Origin of the sequence: Acinetobacter sp. CWB-B33 (assembly GCF_039655955.1) — a bacterium.
Taxonomy (GTDB): Bacteria; Pseudomonadota; Gammaproteobacteria; order Pseudomonadales; family Moraxellaceae; genus Acinetobacter; species Acinetobacter bouvetii.
Genome location: NZ_JAGFEU010000001.1, coordinates 50,913 through 71,079, shown reverse-complemented (window position 1 = coordinate 71,079; position 20,167 = coordinate 50,913). Strand labels below are relative to the sequence as shown.

Sequence of the window (20,167 nt, the reverse complement as noted above, 5' to 3'; positions counted from 1 at the left end):
GGATCGGCGCTGGCACTCTCAAAAGACCCGCTGCTCTCATAGCTATTGTAATTTTTTGAGCTTATTTTTTCTGAGGCTGCTGAATAAAATCCTGCAGGCGTCGTCTTTGCTGCCCAGCTGCATCAAAATTATCCGCATTCAGCCAAGCTTGATAGGCATTGTCCAACTCAGGTCATTCTTCATCCAGCATCGAAAACCATGCTGTATTGCGGCTGCGCCCTTTGACAATATAGTGCTGGCGGAACAGCCCTTCATGATGAAAACCGAAACGCAGCGCAGCGCGTTTGGAAGGTTCATTTAAATCATCGCATTTCCATTCTACCCGGCGATAGCCTGCGCTAAAGCAGGCACGCAGCAATAAGTAAATAGTTTCTGTGGCGGCTCTCGACTGTTTCAGCTGATGTGAAAAATACACATTGCCAATTTCTGCGGTGCCGTGCGCGTGCTGTATATTCAACAGCGCCGCCCAGCCTACAGCGCGCCCATCGGCTTCAATCACATAATGCGTTGAGTTTTGAAAATCAAAAGCGCGCTGAAGCGCGTCATTTAAAGCGTCAGCGCTCGGCATTGGCGGATAAGGCAAATATGTCCAGCACCGTGCATCCGGTTCTGTGCAGACACTCTCCCACAATTGCTGCAGCCTCGCCGCATTCAATGTCTGCGCTGAAAAAGGCAATAAGCGGACACTGCGCCCTTGCAGCATGTCAAAGCGGTGTTCTGGCTGAATATTGAGCTGCACAGGCAGTCCAATTTTTTGACCAAATTCATTTTCTTTAAATTTTAAGCAGTTCTTCATCGCATCCTGATCTTTTTTTATACATAAGTGCTATTCAGCATGCATCATACCGCATCAACGGCAAGACAGTTTTTACTAAAAACATGACTTGCGTCATCATTCTATCGGCAATTCAAGGTTTTTTTTAAGGAATTGCCTCTGCCGCGATTTATTTCAAGCCGGTTTTCCATTAAACTACCGCGATACTATATCTTTGCTTTTTCTGATCATCTGCTCGCGATTGCGTTTCCAATTTGATTTGAAATAGCTTTTTCATGCTTTTGAAAATTCGCGTGGCCTAAAACTGCAATGAATCAAACCGTCCATGAGCCAATGGAACTCTCTGCACACATCCGTGTTTTGGATGAATGGCAAGATACAATTCCAGAGGATCTCTACATTCCTCCCGCCGCATTTGAAATTCTTTTAGAACATTTCGAAGGGCCGCTCGACTTTTTGATTTACCTGATTCAGAAAAACGGTTTCGATCTGCTGCAATTGGATATTGCGCCGATTGCCGCGCAATACCTGTCCTACATGGATGCAATGAAGTCTCTGAACATTGAGCTGACCGCAGATTATATGGTGATGGCTGCGCTGCTGGCCGATTTAAAATCCCGCCTGCTGCTGCCGAAGCCGAAACATCTGGCTACGCCTGAAAATGATCCAAAACAAGAATTGATCGACCGCCTAGAACATTATTTACGCATTAAGCAGGCTGCCGAACGCTTAGGCCAAATGACCATTTTAGAGCGCGATACCTTTGAAACCAATGTCACTCTGGGATATGTGTCGTTCAGCAACGATGGCTATGAAGCCAGCTTGCTGCGGGATGCGATTCTCTGCGTCTTCAACCGTCCAGAACCTGTGGTGCATCAGGTCCTGCAAGAGCCGGTGCTCTTGGAAGAGCGCATTGCCTATATTGAAAGCAAATTGCAAAATGGCGCAGTGCTCGAATTTGAAGCCCTGTTAAAACCGAGCCAAGGCCGCATGGGCATGGTCGTGACTTTCATGGCTATTTTAGAGCTGACCCGGCAGCAGAAAGTCAATATTATTGCCACGGGTATTGAAGCGCCGCTTGCGATTCAGGGGGCGCATGCATGAATAATGACGTGAATTATGAATTGAATCTAGATACTGCGCCGCAGCAGGAAGATATCCACGAAGTGCTGATGCAGCTGGAAGCCATTATTTTTGCCAGTGACGCTGCTGTATCTGTTGCCCGCTTGAAAGAAGCGTTTCAAGACCGATATACCAAAGTAGAAATCCGCCAGTTTTTGCAGCAGCTCACATTGCTGCAGCATGGCAGATCCATTGAATTGATTGAAACTGCACAAGGTTTCAGATTTCAAGTTCGCGCAAAATATCGTAATATTATTGTACAGACATGGCCTGAACGACCATCTCGTTTATCGCCATCGTTGCTCGAAACCCTCGCTGTGATTGCTTACCACCAACCAGTGACCCGAGCAGATATTGAGCAAATTCGCGGAGTCACCAATAACAGCCAAATTTTACGTACGCTGTTTGACTGGAACTGGATTAAAGAGTCCGGTTTCCGAGAACTCCCAGGAAGACCTGCGTTGTTAGTTACAACGCCACACTTTTTAAATGCTTTTGGCCTTCACTCTTTAGGTCAATTGCCTCCCCTGCAGGATGCCAAGGAAGCTTTTATGGCCCTCGACGCAAATGCGCCGAAGTCATAAATAGGTGAACTGTTGATGATAATTTCTAAGGTTATGCTGTCATGAGTGAAAAATTGCAAAAAGTGCTTGCACGTGTTGGTTTGGGTTCTCGCCGTTATATGGAAGAAGTCATTGCCGCTGGGCGTGTAAGCGTAAACGGGCAAGTTGCCCAAGTGGGTGAACGCATTGAACCGGGCGATGAGCTTCGCATCGACGGCCGTAAAGTGCAATTTCAGATTGAAGATGAAATCCGCCGCCGCGTGCTGATTTACTACAAGCCAGAAGGCGAAATCTGCTCGCGCAACGATCCGGAAAACCGTCCGACCGTATTTGAGCAATTGCCGCAAATCCAAGGCGACCGCTGGGTGATGGTGGGCCGTCTAGATATTAACTCGACTGGCTTGCTGCTGTTCACAAACGATGGTGAATTGGCGAACCGCTTAATGCATCCATCCAATGAAATTGAACGCGAATATGCCGTCCGCGTCATGGGCGAAGTGACTCCGCAGCTGAAAAACAACATGCTGAAAGGCGTTACACTGGATGATGGCCCTGCCAAATTTGAATCATTCACAGAAATTGGCGGTGACGGCATCAACCGCTGGTATCAAGTGGTGGTTAAAGAAGGCCGCAACCGCGAAGTGCGCCGTATTTTTGAGTCTCAAGGCTTAAAAGTCAGCCGCCTGCTGCGTACCCGTTACGGCACGGTCATCTTGCCGCGCGAACTGCGCACTGGCCGCTGGATGGAATTGGACAAACAAGATATCGACAACTTAACCAAATCTGTAGAGCTGAAGCCGCGTCAAGGCACGGGCCTATTCGGCATGGCCAAACGCCGCAACGAACGCATGCAAGACAAGCCGATGTCTGCGCGCCGCGGCGGTTTCCTGCGTCAGCAGCGCCGTGACAATGAAGAAGAAGGCCAGCAAAAGCCTGTATTTGGCCGTGAACGTGAACGCCGCGATGAAACCAACCAATTTCAGCAGCGTGAACGCCGTCAAAACAATACGCAAGGCGCGTATGGCCAGCAGCGTGAACGCAGCAATGGCAATCAGGGCACTTATGGCCAGCGTGACCGTCAGGAAGGCGCTGCAAACCGCGAACGCCGTGACGACAACTTTGGCAACCGCGAGCGCCGTGATGACAATGCGCCGCGCAAGCCATACGGCACGAAAAAAATCTTTAAAAAGTTCTAATCTAAAGGCTTTTTAAAGATCAAAAAAAGACAGAGCTAAGCTCTGTCTTTTTTATTTCTATTTTCCTGCGGTTTAATATGCCCGCTTTTGCATGTGCGCCTCATTATTGCTGCTTCCACAATGCATATAATTCAAATGGCGCATATTGCCTTACTTGCGGCAGCGCCAAACCTTTCTGCGCATGGCTGACCGCTTGCATAGACCGAGCAACTTTTCAGCGGTACACTTTTTAAGTGTTGGCCAGCTTGATGCAGCGTATTCAATTCAGCATGAGACACTGGATCACCGCCATCTGACTGACAGTGCATCTGATTATTTCAGTACAGGAATATCAATCCACAGCGCCTGCGGAAAATGTTTCGCCAAATACGCTTTTAAATACTCTGCCGTATCTTTAGAAATCAGCTCATCCTGTGATTCATCATTTAAATTATAGGCCAATGCATACAGCTCTAAACCGCGGCTTTTCAAGGCTTCCAAACTTAAAATGGTATGGTTGATGCTGCCTAAACGCCCCGAAGTGACTAAAATGACAGGATGCTTTTTCTCTGCGACATAATCAATCGTCAATAAATCTGTGGTGAGCGGCACCATCAAACCGCCTGCACCTTCCAATAAAACCACTTCATATTTTTCAGCCAATTGCGCTGTAGCATGTTCAATTTTTTGAAAATCAATTTCACGGCCATCGAGCTTGGTCGCGAGATGCGGTGATGCAGGATAGCTGAAAATTTCAGGCATAGTCAGCTTAGCTTCATCTTCAGGCAACCACCCCATGCCCATAATTTCACGATGCTGTTCAATATCTTCTGAAATATCGACATTGCCCGTTTGAATCAGCTTTTGCGTGATGGTTTTCTGGCCTTGCGCATTCCACTGCTTCGCCAAATAGCCTGTCGTGTACGTTTTGCCGATGCCTGTGTCGATGCCGCTGATAAAGTAAACTGAACCTGTCATGGCATTCTCCGTGCGATGCAATAAATGGGATGATAGGTCAATGGGAATTGCGCCTGACCTGATTCATCCCTGTATGAAAACTGTTGATAAGCCTGATAAAAATCAACCAGCGACTGTTTCGTCCAGCGGAAATTAGACGCCGTTGCCGTCACACCTGTGGCTTTTAAATGCTGTAAAACCTGTTTGGGATATTTAAAATTCAGATGAGCGGTTTGTTCTGAAATCTGTAAAATTTCAAAGCCATTGCGTTCTAACAAGTTTTGGATCGCTTCAATGTTTAAATAGTCTAAACCCTGCCCTGTTAAGGCTTTAATTTCCTGCAAATTTTGCTGTCCAAACGTAGAAAAGCAGAAATAGGCATCAGGCTTTAAACTGTGGAATGCTTTTTGAAAAATACCTTCTAAATTCTGCACCCACTGCAAAGCGGAACTTGAAGTGATCAAATCTAAATGCTGCGGAAATTCAAGCCGCTCAATATCACCAATCAGATATTCGATCTTGGAAAGCGATGGAAAATGCTGCTGGATTTCAGCATATAGATCATTTAACACCAGATGTTTGACTTTCAGATGATGCAGCAGTAAATGGCTTAAATTGCCTGAACCGCAGCCGATTTCCAAAACGTGATTGAGATGCGCAGGGCAATATTGCTGAATTAAATCAAATAAATGCTGTGCAATCTGCTTTTGCACAATGGCATGCTCAACATAGCTTTGCCCTGCCTGAGCAAAGCGCAGCGCCACTTGGGATTTATCAATGTCTGAATGATTCACGCGCTTCATCACCATCTGCTCACAATAACGGTGTCAGCTGATTAAGATCAGTCTGGGTTATCTGAGCAGTCAGGGAAATGCGTAGGCGTGAACTGTGCTGCGGCACCGTCGGCGGGCGCACAGGCATGATGTAAAAACCAGCATCTTGCAAAGCCTTTGCTTTCGCTACCGTTTTGCCCGATTCGCCAATAATCACCGGCACAATATGCGAAGTCGATGGACAATCAAAACCTTTGGATTGAACCGCTTGCTGCAAACTTTGACTGATCATTTGCAAATGTTGCCGTTCAGCTTTAAGACTTAGAACTCTTTTAAAAATAAAATCTGTCCACGCCATACAGATCGGCGGCTGAGCGGTGCTGAAAATCAACGGCCGCATTGAGTTAATCAGGTAATCCCGAATGACCGGATGGCAAATCAGATAACCGCCAATCGAAGCCATGGCTTTGCCAAATGTCCCGACTAAAAGGTCAATATCATCCATCACGCCATATTGTTCGGCACAGCCTAGACCTTGCTCGCCACGCACACCAATGGCATGCGCTTCATCGACATACAGCATGACTTTGGAAAATTGCTTTTTAATCCGAACCAATTCAGCCAAATCGGTTTCATCGCCATCCATACTGAAAATAGATTCCGTCACCACAATGATGCGCTCGAAAGCCTCATCCTGATGATATTTCTGTAAAAGCTGTGCCAGATGCACTAAATCATTATGGCGATAGCGCACATATTTGGCAGTCGATAAACGGATGCCATCAATCATACTGGCATGAATCAACTTATCCGCCAAAATCAGGGTCTTACTGTCTGCGAGCGCAGGCAAAATCCCGATATTCATGTGATAGCCACTGTTGAATAACAGCGCTGCACGGCCGTGAAAGGCTTGGCTTAAACTCGCCTCAAGCTGTTCATATTCATGAAAATTTCCTGTCAGCAATCGAGAGGATGATGAACTCATCCAACGCTGTACGTTCGGGGTTTCATCAAAAAACTGCTCACGAAGCTGAATATTAGACGCTAAGCCTAAATAGTCATTCGAGGCTAAATTCAGCATTTTTTTATGGTGAATGGTGATATAGCGATCTTGCTGAAGATTTGAAGTGAACTGACGCAGATTGCCTTGCTGCTTTAAATCATCCAATTGGCTTGCAAAGTGGCCGAGCAATGGACTGTTCATGCACTTTGCTCCTGAATGTTCTGAATATTTTTAACCACTTCAGCCAATTGTTCCAACAAGGTTGTTAATTCTTGCTCGGAAATAATATACGGCGGCATGATATAGACCAACTTGCCAAATGGACGAATCCAAATGCCGCGGCGGACAAATTCTTGTTGCAAGGTTTTCATATCAACATTAAAGCTTAATTCCACTACGCCAATGGCGCCAAGCACGCGTACATCTTTGACATATTCAAGCTGTGCAAGTGGCTGTAAATGGATGAATAATTGCTGTTGAATGCGCTGAATGTTGGCTTGCCAATCTTGAGAAATCAGCATTTCGGTACTTTTCACTGCCACTGCACATGCCAATGGATTTGCCATAAAGGTTGGGCCATGCATAAATACGCCTGCTTCACCCTGACTAATAGTTTCAGCGACTTTTTTGGTGGTGAGTGCCGCAGACAGCGTCATATAACCGCCGGTCAACCCTTTGCCGATGCACATAATGTCCGGTTCAACCCCTGCCCACTCCCATGCAAAGAGCTTGCCTGTACGCCCAAAACCTGTAGCGATTTCATCAAAAATCAGCAGGATATTATATTTTTCACAAAGCAGTTTGGCTTGGCGTAAATATTCGGGATGGTAAAAACGCATTCCCCCTGCGCCCTGCACAATCGGTTCAAGAATTAAACCCGCAATATGTTCATGCTGTTCAGCTAAAGTCTTTTCCAGTTCAGCAATATCCGCCTGATTCCATTCTTCATTAAAGCCAACTTGCGGCGCAGGAACAAAAATCCGATTCGGCAGGCTTGAGCCGAAAATTTGATGCATTCCCGTGACAGGGTCACAGACCGACATGGCATTCCAGGTATCCCCATGATAGCCCGAACGAGGCGTGACAAAGTTGGTTTTTTCAGTCTTGCCTTGCGCATGCCAAAACTGCACCGCCATTTTCAAAGCCACTTCCACAGCGACAGAGCCAGAATCGGCAAAAAAGATTTTATCCAAACTGGGCGGGGTAATTTTCAGCAGCAATTTGCCGAGTTGAATCGCAGGATCATGGGTAAAGCCGCCAAACATGATATGCGACATGTTCTGCAGCTGATCGGTCACTGCCTGATTCAATTCAGGATGATTATAGCCATGAATTGCGCACCACCAAGACGACATTCCATCAATGAGCTGGCGGCCATCTTCCAATTCAATGATTGCCCCTTGCGCCCTTTTCACTTTAAAGGCCGGAAGCGGATGAGTCATAGAGGTATAAGGATGCCAAATATGCTGCTGATCAAAAGTTTGATCATCTAACTCAATCAATGAATCGGCCATCCTTAACTCCATGTGCAACATCTACAGCAAAAAATCTAATTTGCAGATCTTAAACCCGCATGAATTAAAAATAAATTGCGAGATTTGCCACTTATCAGGATGTTTGATTTATTTTTTGTAAATATTGGCATATTTTGTCAGTTATGCTGTCATATTGAAAAACTGGAAAGCCATGCGAGCCGCTAATGAGCTCAGTTTCTAAAAATTTTGCATTGAAGTTTTGAAAATTTTCGGCAACTTTGTAACTAACTAAGAAATCTTGTTTTGCGAATAAATGGTACTGATTCCCTGCATAGTTTTTCAAGATACTGACATTATTGAGTTGTTCAAGGCAATTCAAACCCTGCTTTAAAATGTCTAAATTCTGCGGCTGTATCAAACTTTGTAAAGTTGCGAAGTCTTCTTTGGTGGTTTTCACCCCCTGACAAACCATAAAGCCAAATTTCTTTAAAGTGGCAATCGCATCTTGCTGAAAGGATTGTTTAAAGCTTTGGAATGTCGCTTGAGGCATCGCTGTATGCCATTCTGCATTTTCAATACAGCTTTCGACAAAACATGGATTTGAGGCCAGTGTAATCAGGATTTTCTGCTGATGATACTGTTTGGAAATTTGATCGGCTAATAAGGTGGCAAGTTGACCGCCCAAAGACCAGCCGATGATCACATCAAAAGCTTTGGCTTTTTCAGCCTGCTGCTGTAATGCATGCTCATCCAAAGCATTAAAAATATTGATCAGTGCAACGCTATGGCCTTTATTTTCCAAAGCCTGTTTGAATGAATTGAGCAGCTTGGTTCCACCGCCCCAGCCTGTAATGAGTAAAATTTTTTGATTCAATGGAGGATTCTTATGACAATAAAACACCAGCATTATGAAATAATTTCGCGTTTGTTCCTATGATCAATATGCTTGATCGAGCTCAATTAAATGCGCTATCGCGGCATCAAATGCCTTTCGTTCAAATTCAAAACTTTGATCCTCAACCCACCAATCAACAGCAGAAACCACCGCATTGATTTCATTCACAGCCTGACCAAATCTTTTCCAAATAATTTTTGAATCCATTTGCACTTGTTCAACAACCAAAGTCGTACAGGTCAAATCCAAATCATCAGGACAAATCAATAAAGGGACAATCGCCGAACTAGATTTATCATCTGTTGTTTTTAGGAGAGTCCAAGCTGCTTTATTTTCTTGCTCATCAATCAGCCAGCCTTGTGCAGGGACCAATGAAAGAATAGATAAATCATCTTTGAATTCCATAAATTGATTCATCCACTGGTTTAAGGGAAGATCATCAATAGCCAATATCGGAAAAGGTTTAAGCTCACCTTTTGCAGTATGAATCACACCATGAATAGGATGCTCATCTAATAAAACCGCCTTAACTTCATTCATCTATTTGTCCATATTTTCCAAATCGACCAATAACGTAGCCTGATAGCCTTTTGCCCAATTGGCTTTAAACTGCTTGTGCATGGCATCTATGGGAAAACTGCTTTCCCGTCCAATTTGCTGCGCCTTGGCAATATCTTCAGCGCGCATATAGGCAATCAAATAATCTTTGCCTTCAAGCGCCACATGAAACCATGATTCAACGCACACCCCTTCAGCTTTTAAGGTTTCAATCGCTTCACCCTGACGCGCATTTAATTCTGTTTACCATGCTTCAACATTTGGCATTGAATCCGGTTTAAGCTGAATCAGCACTGCGCCAACATCGGTCATTTTATTTCTGCTTATTTTCAATGGATTACCATCATAGAATAATCAACAATAAATACCAGAATTTAACAGCAAGCAAATACAATAAACTTTGCTAAACTCAAAACAAATTCAATTTAGGCATGTATGCAAGATGAAACTCAATACACTGTTTAAGATCAGCTTACTTTCCCTTTCTGCAATTTTCGGGTTAACGACAGTAAGCCATGCTGAAAGTTCAATTTTCTCTAAATCCGCGTCAGAGCAAAGGCAATGGGTAGGCAAAGCCGCACCAGCCTTCAAGCTGCAGGACCAAAACTCAAAGTGGCACGAACTCAGCCAGTACAAAGGCAAATGGATCGTTTTATATTTTTATCCGAAAGATAATTCGCCTGGCTGCACTCAGGAAGCCAATCAATTCAAAGCGCTTTATCCGCAATTCATTAAAAACAATGCTGTGGTTTTAGGGGTCAGCCTGGACGATGTTCAATCACATCAGAAGTTTTCAGAAAAGCTCGGACTGAATTTCCCGATTCTGGCCGACCATGACCATAAACTCGCAGCGCAATTGGGTATTGTCAGAAACTTAGGCATTGCGAAAATCGCCAAACGGGAAACTTTCTTGATCGACCCGCAAGGGACAATTTCCTATCACTATAGCAGTGTCAATACGCAAGCTCATGCAGGGCAAGTGCTGGCAGATATTCAGAAGTTTTCAAAGAAATAAACGATAAAAAAGCCTTCGAACATTCATTCAAAGGCTTTTTAACATCAACAATTCAAGCGGCGCCGTTCAGCTTACATCTGAGATTGAATATAGTTTTGCAGGCCAATCAGCTCAATCAAACGCATTTGTTTTTCAAGCCAGTAGGTATGGTCTTCTTCGGTATCTGACATTTGCTGACGGAGCATATCGCGGGTCACATAATCACCCTTTTCTTCGCACAGCTTCACGCCCTGCGCCAATTTTCCGCGCACATGATATTCCAGCGCCAAATCCGCTTTCAGGCAAGTCACAACATCTGAACCAACGTCAATCGCGTCACGGTCCATGTTTGGAGTTCCTTCAAGGAACAATACGCGGCGGATCAAGGCATCCGCATGCGCGCCCTCTTCCTGGCTTTCATGATCAATCCGTTCAAAAATTTTGGATAAGCCCCAGTCTTCATACATGCGGGAGTGGATGAGATATTGATCACGAGCAGCCAGTTCGCCACCGATCAACATATTTAAGTAGTCTACGACTTCTGGATTGCCACGCATTTTGATTAACTCCATACCCTTTTTTAAATATTATGGACAAGTTTAATGGTGATTGCAAAACTTTAATTTTGTAAGCTTATGATTTATATAAATTTTAAATGATAAACATACGCATTTACAGTTCAATTCAGCGCAATTTCTACATAAAAAATAAGCCTTTGCGCAACGCGCAGATATCGCGGCATGCCAATTATTCAAATAATGAAGCGTGCTGTTTTTTGTAACAATTAACAATGCGTCTTGTTTAGCGCAAACATCACCTGATTGATTCAACACGCCACGCTTGAGCTGCTGCGCTTATATACAGGGAGCACTGTACTAGTCAAAGATAAGGGTACCATTTCCAGAGAAGACAGGCTTAAGCTGAAGTCCAACGCGTATTCTTCCACGCTTGCTGCTGTTTTGAATCTAGAAAAGTCCAAGCGACAAAACGGCTTTCTTTTTGTCCCTGCGTCATTTTAATGGTTTTCACATCTACTGCTCTGCTCTTAGCTAAGGCATTTAAGAGCACAGGCAATGTTGTTTTCTTGGAAACCAGTGTACTAAACCAAAGGCATTGCTTAGCAAACTGGATGCTCTCTTGTACCATTTGGCAGACAAAACGCTCTTCGCCGCCATCACACCAGAGTTCGTTTTTTTGACCGCCAAAGTTTAACACCACCTTGCTCCGATCAGCCGGCTTGCCAAGTTTTCTTAATTTTTGCGTTGCGGTCGCGTTTGCTTCATCTTGCGAGGCATGAAATGGCGGATTACACATCGTTAAATCAAAACGATCTGAGGATTTAATCACACCGTTGAAAATATTGCCCGCTGTCTTCTGCAATCGAATCTGAACCCCTTTACGCAGATTCGGATTTGCCTCCACAATAAATTGAGCACTTTTAACGGATGCAGAATGAATGTCTGAGCCGACAAATTTCCAGCCATAGCTCCGATGACCAATGATCGGATAAATGCAGTTGGCACCAACTCCAATATCTAATACGTGAACGACATGTCCTGTTGGAATTTGACCTTTATTGTTGGCACTCAACAAGTCAGCTAAATAGTGGATATAGTCCGCTCTACCCGGAATAGGCGGACAAAGATAATCTTGAGGAATATCCCAATATTGAATGCCATAAAAATGATTGAGCAATGCTTTATTGAGCATTTTCACAGCGTGCGGATCAGAAAAGTCGACCGATAAATCGTTATATTTATTTGGGCTGACAAAAGACGTAAGTTCCGGACAACTCTTAATTAATTGGGGAAAATCGTAACGACTGCGATGCAGATTTCGTGCATGTAATTCCGATTTTTGCTGCGGAAAAGATTTCTTTGCTTGCGCCATGTATATGCCAATAAATCAACGGGAGAACAGAATCATCTGATAAGGCAGGATCTATACCTGCAGATTAATCGATATTGTACGTGAATTTAACGCTCAATGACGCCCCAATCCTTTTATTTGTCTATCCAGCATTCATCCCATCTTAGCGTTTTTTGAAATCAATAAAAAATCGCTTTTGCAGCGCTCTCATGAGATTTCTGCTGAATTTAGAGCACATTAAACTCAATAATAAAAATATATTTTTTCAAATTAATCAAAGACAAAACTAAATATTCTCAATATGATAAAAAATGCGTCAATTAAAGTTGAAGAACATGAATACCAAGACAACACCGATACTCGTTACAGGCGCCACAGGCTATATTGCCAGTTGGGTCATTAAACAATTGCTCGAAAAAGGACACACTGTACATGCCACCGTTCGAGATTTAAATAAGAAAAAGAGTTTTGCCCACCTGGAAAAAATCGCCAATCAAAGTTCAGGCTCACTGCAGCTGTTTCAAGCCAATTTACTGGAGCCGGGTTCATTTGATCAGGCCATGCAAGGCTGTGAAGTTGTTCTGCATATGGCTTCGCCTTTTGTGGTCACCAATTATAAAGATGCCGTTAAAGACATTATTGAACCCGCTGTTTTAGGCACTGAAAATGTCCTGAACAGTGTCAATAACACTGAATCGGTCAAGCGTGTGGTCGTCACCTCAAGCATTGCATCGACCTATGGCGATGCCATTGATATCAGGCAGACAGCCAATAATGAATTTGATGAATCGCACTGGAATACCACCAGTTCCGAAGCGCATCAGCCTTATCCGTATTCAAAAGTCATGGCTGAACGTAAAGCATGGGACATGCAAAAAGCGCAAACGCGCTGGGATTTGGTTTGCATTAATCCTGCGCTGGTGCTTGGCCCATCGCTTACGCCGAGCACACAGTCTGGCAGCGTCGAGGTTCTGCAGCAGTTTGCCAACGGCATGACGCTGGCGGGTGTTCCGCCCATGTGGAACGGCATTGTCGATGTGCGTGACGTTGCAGATGCGCACCTGCAGGCGGCCTTCAATCCCAAGGCAGAGAACCGCTATATTATCAGCGGCGGCACATTAAGCCTGCTGGAGATGGGTAAAATCCTGCGCCAGCATTTTGGCAATAAATTCCCCTTCCCGCGCAATCAGCTGCCTAAAGCGGCGTTCAAGCTGCTGGGCCCTTTCATTGGCTTTTCCAAATCTTTTGTAGAACTGAATATGGGGTATCCAATTTACTTTAATGCGGATAAAAGCAAAAAAGACTTGGGCATTCATTACCGGAATATTGAGACCAGCTTAGTTGAACATTTCCAGCAATTGCTGGATGACGGCGTCGTGAAAAAATATATTCCTTAAATGCAAAAAGCCCAGCGTTTGATTAAACACTGGGCTTTTCCTTTCAATCAGATCAATTAATACTGCTGCACAAATTCTAAAAATTCAGCTTCCGTCATGACCTGTACACCTAATTTCTCAGCTTTTTCCAGTTTTGAACCCGCTTTTTCGCCTGCGACAACGCATTTGGTTTTGCTGGATACGCTGCCGCTGACCCGCGCGCCTAAAGCCTGCAGCATTTGAGTCGCCTCATCACGGCCCATGGTGCTTAAAGTTCCAGTTATCACCCAGCTTTCGCCATTTAAAGGCTGACGGGTTGGCGCGGCTGGCGCATCCCAATGGATGCCTGCCGCCAGCAGGCGGTCAACCACTTCAAGATTGTGCGGCGCCTGAAAGAAATCCACAATCCATTCTGCGGTGATCTCGCCGACATCAGGGGTTTTCTTCAACGCTTCAATATCCGCATTCCGCAGCGCATCCAAAGTCTGAAACGTATTGGCCAGCATGCGTGCTGTGGTTTCACCTACCCCACGGATGCCTAGGGCATAAATGAAAGCTGCCAGTGTGGTTTTCTTGCTGTTCTCAATCGAATCCATTAAATTTTGAACCGACTTTTCCCCCATCTTTTCAATGGTCAGCAGCTGTTCACGGTGTTCGTGCAGGCTGTAAATGTCCGCCACATTTTGCAGCAAATCCAAATGCAGCAGCGACTCTACCCAGCGGTCGCCCAAGCCCTCTATATCCAAAGCCTTGCGTGAAACAAAGTGGCGAATCGCCTCAATACGCTGCGCCGCGCAGTACAGGCCGCCTGAACAGCGCGCCAACGCTTCCCCTTCCGGCATCACCACAGGCGATGAACAGACTGGGCAGCATTCAGGCAAATGCACTTCTACAGCATCATTTGGGCGGAATTCCGGCCAAACCTTTTCCACTTTCGGAATCACATCGCCGCTGCGGTATACACTGACCGTATCGCCAATGCGCACATCCAGACGGTGAATTTCACCGATATTGTGCAAGGTCACATTCGAAACAGTGACACCGCCTACTGCAACAGGATTCAAGCGCGCTACCGGGGTTAAGGTGCCTGTACGGCCCACTTGCCAGTCAATATTCTCTACCGTGGTCAAGGCCGCCACAGCAGGAAATTTATAAGCGGTCGCCCAGCGCGGCTCCCGGCTTAAAAAGCCTAAAGTCTGCTGCTGTTTCAGATCATTCACCTTAATCACCATGCCGTCAATTTCAACACTGAGATTTGGACGTTCGGCATTAATCTGCTCATAAGCGGCCTGCACATCTTGAATATTGTCACAAATAAAGTGGCGTTCACCGACTGCAAAACCAAACTGGGTCAGCCATTCCAGACTCGCGGACATGGTGCTTTGGCCATGATTCGGCTCACATTGCGCGATGCCGTAGGCATAAAATGCCAAAGGCCGAGATGCCGCAATCGCGGGATCGAGCTGGCGCAGGCTGCCGGCTGCCGCATTGCGCGGATTGGCAAAGGTTTTTTCGCCCTTGGCTTCATTTTCTGCATTTAATTTTTCAAAGCCCGCTTTGGGCATCAAGACTTCACCGCGCACTTCCAGCAGTTCAGGCACCGCTGTTTTTTCTGAACTTAAGACTTTAGGCAAATTGCGGATGGTTTTCACATTTTGGGTAATGTCTTCCCCTGTTTCACCGTCGCCGCGCGTTACGCCGCGCACCAGCACCCCATGCTCATACCAAAGTGAAATCGCCAGGCCGTCAAACTTCAGTTCAACATCATATTCAATTTTCTGATTCGGCAAACGCTCTTCTGCGCGGCGCGCAAACGCATATAAATCTTCTTCATTGAACACATTGCCTAAAGACAGCATGGGCACAGCATGCGTCACATTGGCAAACTTGGGTAACGGCTTTGCGCCTACTGTATTCGTCGGCGTATCAGGCTGCACTAGATCAGGATGCTGCTCTTCCAATGCTTTAAGCTGGTGAAATAACTGGTCATATTCACTGTCAGCAATTGTCGGCTGATCCATCACATAGTAAGCATGATTATGCTTGGCCAGAATTTGAATCAGTTGGCGCATTTGCGCAACAACAGTGTTTTGCTGTGTCATAGTTTCACCATAAAAAAGGGCGGTAAATTCTCCGCCCTCAAAAAATTCTTAATCTGCCGCCATTATAAAAATCAGCAGCGGCAGTTTCAATGCTAAGCTTCCGCTACCGCCTGGCCCGGACGGTAATCGATTGCCTGATGGCGCCAATGTTCACGCAGCTGCGGCGTAAATTCCTGATTGTTCTGATCATACACCGTACCTTCAATTTCACGGGCAATCAGACGTGAAACACTGTCCATGGTATCAAAGGCAATCTGTACATCGCTGTGCGGCAAGGCCAAAAAGAAAGCCAAGCCCTTCACTTGCTCTGTCGACAGCGTTTCCAAATCAAAACCTGCGGCTGCGCCATCATTGCTGATTTGCAGCACAGAGAACAGCAGCTTGCCGCCATCTTCGCTATAGCGGTGAAAACAGGCCATTTCACCAAAGCGCAGCCCATATTTCAGCAGCACTTTCAGCGCTTTTTCACCTGACAGCGCGCGGCTGTCAGGATAGACATTCAATGCAATATAGGTTTCTGCAGTCGCCAGCGCGCTTTCATCATCCACCAGCTTCTGCTCATAAAGATGCGCATCTAAAATATTGCTTTCATCTTCAAATTCACTGATTTCCGCTTTTTCGATTTGATTCAGGCTTAACTCTGGCGCGGCCTTGTCCAGCGCAGCCTCATGGGGCTTTCTGGCGCTTGGCGCAGCAGTCAGAATTGCCTCTGCGGTCTGCGGTGCAGCCGCTTCAGCCGTTTTTTCTTCTGATGGCGCTGCAGCCGATTCAGGCTGGGCATCTTCCGTTTTAAGTTCTGAAACTGCTTGCGCAGGCTCCGACGTTTCTGATGTTTCTGCCTGCTCAGGTTTTGCATCTGCCAAGGTCGGTTCCACGCGCTGCGCTGAGGACGGCTCCGCAGCGCTCAGCTGGCTGCGGACATGCCGCGGGATCACTGGCTGCTGGCTGTCAGGGTCGATATGCAGCTCCGAATCCAGCGACGGCGCCGCATCGGATGGCTTTTTCAAGACCAGCTTAAGGCCGACCAAGATCAAAATGACAGCAGCAACAATCCCAACGATTGTGGTGATTTCCATGTTATGACTCCGCAACTAAACCGTATTCTTTTGCCTGCTCTAAATTCACAGTCACTAATTTTGAAGTTCCCGGTTCCGGCATGGTCACACCGAGCAAGTCAGTCGCCATGGTCATCGCCAGTTTATTATGTGTAATGTAAATGAATTGAACCTGTTCAGAAAGCTCTTTTACCAAATTACAAAACCGTCCTACATTGGCATCGTCTAAAGGCGCATCCACTTCATCCAGCACGCAGAATGGCGCAGGGTTCAGTCTGAAAATCGCAAAGACCAAGGCCAATGCCGTCAGGGCCTTTTCACCGCCAGACAGCAGAGCCAGCGAACTGTTGCGCTTGCCCGGCGGGCGCGCCATCAGTTTTACACCGGACTGCCAGCCGTCTTCAAGGCTTAAACTGGCTTCGCCGCCATTGAAGACTTTCGGAAACAGCTCCTGCAGCTCTTCATTCACCTGATCAAAAGTGGTCATGAACAGCTTGCGGGTTTCCTGATCAATGCTTTTCATGGCGCCTTGCAGCTGTTCGACGGTTTTTTCCAAATCTTCGATTTGATGGCTGAGCTCTTCATAGCGTTTTAAAACGTCTTCATATTCAGCAGATGCGGCCAAGTTCACTGCGCCCAATTTATCAAACTGCTGCTGGGCTTTTTCCAGTTTCTGCTGATGTGAAGCAACATCAAGGCTCAAGCCTGTCAGCATCTCACCGTTCAGCTCTTTCAGCTGTTCACTGTAATGCTGCAGGTCTGACTGCGCGGCTTGCCAAGCCAAACGCTTGTTTTCCAGTTCTGACCGCAGCTTTTCATCCTGCTGCTGCTGGCTGTGGCGCTGTTCGGTCAGCTCTTTTTGCTTAGACTGCACATGGTTCAGCTCCAGCTGCCACTCTGCCCATTTTTTTTGCAGCTTTTCAGTGGCTTCTGACTGCTCTGCGTACTGTGACTGCAGGCTTGGCAATTCCAATTGCGCGGGGTCAACAAATTTCTGCGCCTGCTCCATTTGCGCCGCGATCTGCTGGCGCTGGGCTTTTAAGAACACGGCATCTTTTTCCAGCAGCTCTATTTGCTGTTTAGCCTGTAAGGCCTGACGGCGGATCAGTTCCAGCTCCTGCTGCGCCTTTTGCGTCACTTGCTGCGAGTCTTCCAGCTGGCCTGTCAATTCTTCCACTTGAAACTGCAGCGTCTTAAAATTCGGCAGCGCCAATTCCAGCTTCATATTCAAGGCGTGCAGATCAATTTCCAGATCATCTTTCTGCATGGCATCTTCTTCCAGCTGCGCTTCCACTTGCGTCAGCTGATCGGTCAATTGCTGCTTCTGAACCGCAAATGCTTGCGCTGCGCTTTGCACTTTAACCACAGCCACATCCGCCTGCTGCAGTTCTTGCTGCAGTTTTTTCAACTGCCCCTGTTCTGCCTGCAGCGCTTGCTGCAGCTGCTGCGCCTGTTCCTGCAGCGCTGGCAAGCCACTTTCCGCCTGCGCAAATGCTGGCATTTTTTCTGCCAAGGCCTGCTCAATTTCGTCTAAACGGATGCGGTGGCTTAAGGCGCCCTGACCCGCTTGGCTGTCTTCATCATAGTGCAGGCCAATCACCCAGTCTGAACCAACCTGATAGCCGTCTAAAGACAAAATCGACTGGCCTGCCTGCAGCTGGCCCTGATAGGCCAAAGCTTCCTGCAAACTTTCTGCAACCGCCACGTGCCGCCATAAAGAAGACTGCGGCGCATCAATCCAATCCGCCAGGCAAGCCAGTTTTGGCAAGTCAATTCTTGCAGTTTTTGAATCGGTTTTCAGCTGGCGCGCAACGCTGTCCTGAAACTCATCCTCATGCTCCAAGACCTGTGCATGCAGCCATTTGGCCAAATATTTTTCAATCAGCGGCGCATGAGCTTTGCCCTGTGCAGACAGCTGCAGCGCCTGCATCAGGCGTAAAGTGTCGGTTTTGGCTTTAGGAGTGACTTTAATCAGTAGCTGATTTAAATTCTTTTGCTCTGATTGAAGCACCTGAATTTCAGATTTCAGTTCCTGCATCAGTGATTTCTGCTGCGTCAATTCATCAGTCAGCTGTTCTAACTGCTGCTTCATATCAGCAATCTGCTGTTCTTTATCCGTACAAATCTGCTGCAACTGTACTTTGAGCTGTTCCAGCTGCTCCAGTTCATCTTGCTGTGCATGATGCTGAATTTGCAGGGACTGCTGTTTTAAGGTGTCCTTTTGCTGTTCTAAACGGCTGATGTTCTTTGTCAGCTGCTCGCTTTGCGCCAGCATCTGCAGTTTTTGCTGCTGCTGTTTTTCCACCTGCGCCTTAGCCTGTTCGTACTGCTGCAGCACCGCAGACTGCTGCGCCTTTAAATCACTGAATCCCTGTATCCGCTCTTGGCTTTGGCTTTCCTGCAGCTTTAGCTGTTCGTCATATTCTTCCTGCTGCGCATGCAAAGTTTCCAGCTGCAAGTCAATCAGCTGCAAGCGCTCTTTGCTTTGGAATTTCTGCTGTTCCAGCTGCACCAAGCTTTCAGAGTTTTGTGAATACAGCGCCTGCTTCTGCTCCAGCGTCATTTTCAATTCAGCGAGCTTTTTCTCAGCCTGCTGCCACTCATTCTGCAAAGGCGTCGATTGCTGAATCAAGCGCTGAAACAATTCACTGGTGGAGGTTAAATCATGCTCTAAAGTCGTTAATTCAGAGCGCACCAGCTTAAAGCTTTCGCCCAGCGTGTTCAGCTGCACAGTGTATTCCTGCTGCAGGCGGGTGCTTTGCTCGCACTGGAAAGACAGCACTTCAATTTTAATGGTGCGGATCTGTGTTTCCAATTCCTTATACTGCACCGCAGTTTCAGACTGGCGCTTTAAAGTCTTCAGCTGTGATTTCAGCTCAGATGCAATATCTTCTAAGCGCGATAAATTCTGCGCGGTGTGTTCTAAATGCTGTGTGGTTTCACGGCGGCGCGCCTGATAGCGCGATACACCGGCCGCTTCTTCAATAAACACCCGCATTTCTTCAGGTTTGGCATCCACCAAGCGGTTGATCATGCCCTGTTCAATAATGGAATATGAACGCGGGCCTAAACCGGTGCCCAAGAAAATATCGGTAATGTCACGGCGCCGGCATTTGGCGCCATTTAAAAAGTATTCAGATTTGCCGTCGCGGTTGACCTGACGGCGTACCGCCAGTTCGCTGTAAGCATTGTATGCGCCGCCCAGCTTGCCATAGGTATTGTCAAAGCGCAGTTCTACACTGGCCATGCCGACAGGCTTGCGCTTTGCCGTACCGGTAAAAATCACGTCCTGCATGCTGCCGCCGCGAAGCTGGCGCGCGCTGGATTCACCCATCACCCAGCGGATGGCGTCAATGACGTTGGATTTTCCGCAGCCATTGGGCCCAACTACAGCGGTGCGGTTATCTTTGAATTGTAAAGTTGTACTGTCGGCAAAAGATTTGAAGCCTGAAAGTTTTAAACTGCTTAAACGCAT

15 protein-coding genes and 3 pseudogenes are annotated in these 20,167 nt (G+C 46.5%); 5 read left to right on the top strand and 13 right to left on the bottom strand.

What is annotated here, in order from left to right; genetic code table 11:
- Positions 1-61: 61 nt before the first annotated feature.
- Positions 62-796 (bottom strand): annotated as a pseudogene (locus tag JZ784_RS00355) (GNAT family protein).
- Positions 797-1,084: 288 nt separating this feature from the next.
- Between JZ784_RS00355 and JZ784_RS00350 the strand changes: the two are divergent.
- The 3 genes and pseudogenes from JZ784_RS00350 to rluB form a co-directional block, all read left to right on the top strand.
- Positions 1,085-1,879: a ScpA family protein gene (locus tag JZ784_RS00350; RefSeq protein WP_346313409.1), complete on the top strand. Its 795-nt coding sequence runs from the start codon at positions 1,085-1,087 to the stop codon at positions 1,877-1,879.
- Positions 1,876-2,481, top strand: coding sequence for an SMC-Scp complex subunit ScpB (gene scpB, locus JZ784_RS00345; protein ID WP_346313408.1), 606 nt, complete (start codon positions 1,876-1,878; stop codon positions 2,479-2,481). Before JZ784_RS00350 ends, scpB begins: the two co-directional genes overlap by 4 nt.
- A gap of 41 nt (positions 2,482-2,522) precedes the next feature.
- Positions 2,523-3,380 (top strand): annotated as a pseudogene (rluB, locus tag JZ784_RS00340) (23S rRNA pseudouridine(2605) synthase RluB); the annotation flags it as partial.
- A gap of 588 nt (positions 3,381-3,968) precedes the next feature.
- Here rluB and bioD read toward each other — a convergent pair.
- The 7 genes and pseudogenes from bioD to JZ784_RS00305 form a co-directional block, all read right to left on the bottom strand.
- Positions 3,969-4,613, bottom strand: coding sequence for a dethiobiotin synthase (gene bioD / locus JZ784_RS00335; RefSeq protein ID WP_346313407.1), 645 nt, complete (start codon positions 4,611-4,613; stop codon positions 3,969-3,971).
- The gene (bioC, locus tag JZ784_RS00330) at positions 4,610-5,395 is read right to left on the bottom strand and encodes a malonyl-ACP O-methyltransferase BioC (protein WP_346313406.1); all 786 of its coding nucleotides are present in this window, start codon (positions 5,393-5,395) and stop codon (positions 4,610-4,612) included. The genes bioD and bioC overlap by 4 nt, the downstream gene beginning before the upstream one ends.
- Before the next feature lie 10 nt (positions 5,396-5,405).
- The gene (locus JZ784_RS00325) at positions 5,406-6,569 is read right to left on the bottom strand and encodes an 8-amino-7-oxononanoate synthase (protein ID WP_346313405.1); all 1,164 of its coding nucleotides are present in this window, start codon (positions 6,567-6,569) and stop codon (positions 5,406-5,408) included.
- Positions 6,566-7,882, bottom strand: a complete 1,317-nt coding sequence (bioA, locus tag JZ784_RS00320) for an adenosylmethionine--8-amino-7-oxononanoate transaminase (RefSeq protein WP_346313404.1) — start codon at positions 7,880-7,882, stop codon at positions 6,566-6,568. Before bioA ends, JZ784_RS00325 begins: the two co-directional genes overlap by 4 nt.
- Positions 7,883-7,976: 94 nt before the next feature.
- Positions 7,977-8,717 (bottom strand): hydrolase, encoded by a 741-nt coding sequence (locus JZ784_RS00315; protein WP_346313403.1) that lies wholly within the window; start codon positions 8,715-8,717, stop codon positions 7,977-7,979.
- Positions 8,718-8,780: 63 nt separating this feature from the next.
- Positions 8,781-9,278 (bottom strand): hypothetical protein, encoded by a 498-nt coding sequence (locus JZ784_RS00310; RefSeq protein WP_346313402.1) that lies wholly within the window; start codon positions 9,276-9,278, stop codon positions 8,781-8,783.
- Positions 9,279-9,608 (bottom strand): annotated as a pseudogene (locus tag JZ784_RS00305) (DUF6176 family protein).
- A gap of 130 nt (positions 9,609-9,738) precedes the next feature.
- Here JZ784_RS00305 and JZ784_RS00300 point away from each other — a divergent pair.
- Positions 9,739-10,311: a peroxiredoxin gene (locus JZ784_RS00300; RefSeq protein ID WP_005011890.1), complete on the top strand. Its 573-nt coding sequence runs from the start codon at positions 9,739-9,741 to the stop codon at positions 10,309-10,311.
- Between the two features lie 71 nt (positions 10,312-10,382).
- On the opposite strand, the gene bfr is transcribed toward JZ784_RS00300, so the two are convergent.
- Complete coding sequence (bfr, locus tag JZ784_RS00295; RefSeq protein ID WP_130147622.1) at positions 10,383-10,847, bottom strand: bacterioferritin; 465 nt, start codon at positions 10,845-10,847, stop codon at positions 10,383-10,385.
- Between the two features lie 358 nt (positions 10,848-11,205).
- Complete coding sequence (rlmF, locus tag JZ784_RS00290) at positions 11,206-12,180, bottom strand: 23S rRNA (adenine(1618)-N(6))-methyltransferase RlmF (RefSeq protein ID WP_346313401.1); 975 nt, start codon at positions 12,178-12,180, stop codon at positions 11,206-11,208.
- 305 nt (positions 12,181-12,485) lie between these two features.
- Here rlmF and JZ784_RS00285 point away from each other — a divergent pair, with 305 nt between their 5' ends.
- A complete protein-coding gene (locus JZ784_RS00285; RefSeq protein WP_346314230.1) occupies positions 12,486-13,556 on the top strand; it encodes an aldehyde reductase in 1,071 nt (356 codons plus the stop codon).
- Positions 13,557-13,612: 56 nt separating this feature from the next.
- Here JZ784_RS00285 and ligA read toward each other — a convergent pair whose 3' ends face one another.
- From ligA to smc, 3 genes are all read right to left on the bottom strand, one after another.
- Positions 13,613-15,637, bottom strand: coding sequence for an NAD-dependent DNA ligase LigA (gene ligA, locus JZ784_RS00280; protein WP_346313400.1), 2,025 nt, complete (start codon positions 15,635-15,637; stop codon positions 13,613-13,615).
- Between the two features lie 92 nt (positions 15,638-15,729).
- Positions 15,730-16,713 (bottom strand): cell division protein ZipA C-terminal FtsZ-binding domain-containing protein, encoded by a 984-nt coding sequence (locus tag JZ784_RS00275; RefSeq protein WP_346313399.1) that lies wholly within the window; start codon positions 16,711-16,713, stop codon positions 15,730-15,732.
- A gap of 1 nt (position 16,714) precedes the next feature.
- Positions 16,715-20,167 carry a chromosome segregation protein SMC gene (smc, locus tag JZ784_RS00270; RefSeq protein ID WP_346313398.1) on the bottom strand — a complete coding sequence of 1,151 codons (3,453 nt, stop codon included), beginning with the start codon at positions 20,165-20,167 and terminating at the stop codon, positions 16,715-16,717.

Excerpts from the sequence above, each read along its gene's own strand:
- JZ784_RS00300 (WP_005011890.1), top strand. The coding sequence starts at position 9,739 with ATGAAACTCAATACACTGTTTAAGATCAGCTTACTTTCCCTTTCTGCA.
- smc (WP_346313398.1), bottom strand. The coding sequence starts at position 20,167 with ATGCGTTTAAGCAGTTTAAAACTTTCAGGCTTCAAATCTTTTGCCGAC.
- bfr (WP_130147622.1), bottom strand. The coding sequence starts at position 10,847 with ATGCGTGGCAATCCAGAAGTCGTAGACTACTTAAATATGTTGATCGGT.
- bioA (WP_346313404.1), bottom strand. The coding sequence starts at position 7,882 with ATGGCCGATTCATTGATTGAGTTAGATGATCAAACTTTTGATCAGCAG.
- JZ784_RS00350 (WP_346313409.1), top strand. The coding sequence starts at position 1,085 with ATGAATCAAACCGTCCATGAGCCAATGGAACTCTCTGCACACATCCGT.
- JZ784_RS00310 (WP_346313402.1), bottom strand. The coding sequence starts at position 9,278 with ATGAATGAAGTTAAGGCGGTTTTATTAGATGAGCATCCTATTCATGGT.
- ligA (WP_346313400.1), bottom strand. The coding sequence starts at position 15,637 with ATGACACAGCAAAACACTGTTGTTGCGCAAATGCGCCAACTGATTCAA.
- bioD (WP_346313407.1), bottom strand. The coding sequence starts at position 4,613 with ATGACAGGTTCAGTTTACTTTATCAGCGGCATCGACACAGGCATCGGC.
- bioC (WP_346313406.1), bottom strand. The coding sequence starts at position 5,395 with ATGAAGCGCGTGAATCATTCAGACATTGATAAATCCCAAGTGGCGCTG.
- JZ784_RS00275 (WP_346313399.1), bottom strand. The coding sequence starts at position 16,713 with ATGGAAATCACCACAATCGTTGGGATTGTTGCTGCTGTCATTTTGATC.
- scpB (WP_346313408.1), top strand. The coding sequence starts at position 1,876 with ATGAATAATGACGTGAATTATGAATTGAATCTAGATACTGCGCCGCAG.
- rlmF (WP_346313401.1), bottom strand. The coding sequence starts at position 12,180 with ATGGCGCAAGCAAAGAAATCTTTTCCGCAGCAAAAATCGGAATTACAT.
- JZ784_RS00325 (WP_346313405.1), bottom strand. The coding sequence starts at position 6,569 with ATGAACAGTCCATTGCTCGGCCACTTTGCAAGCCAATTGGATGATTTA.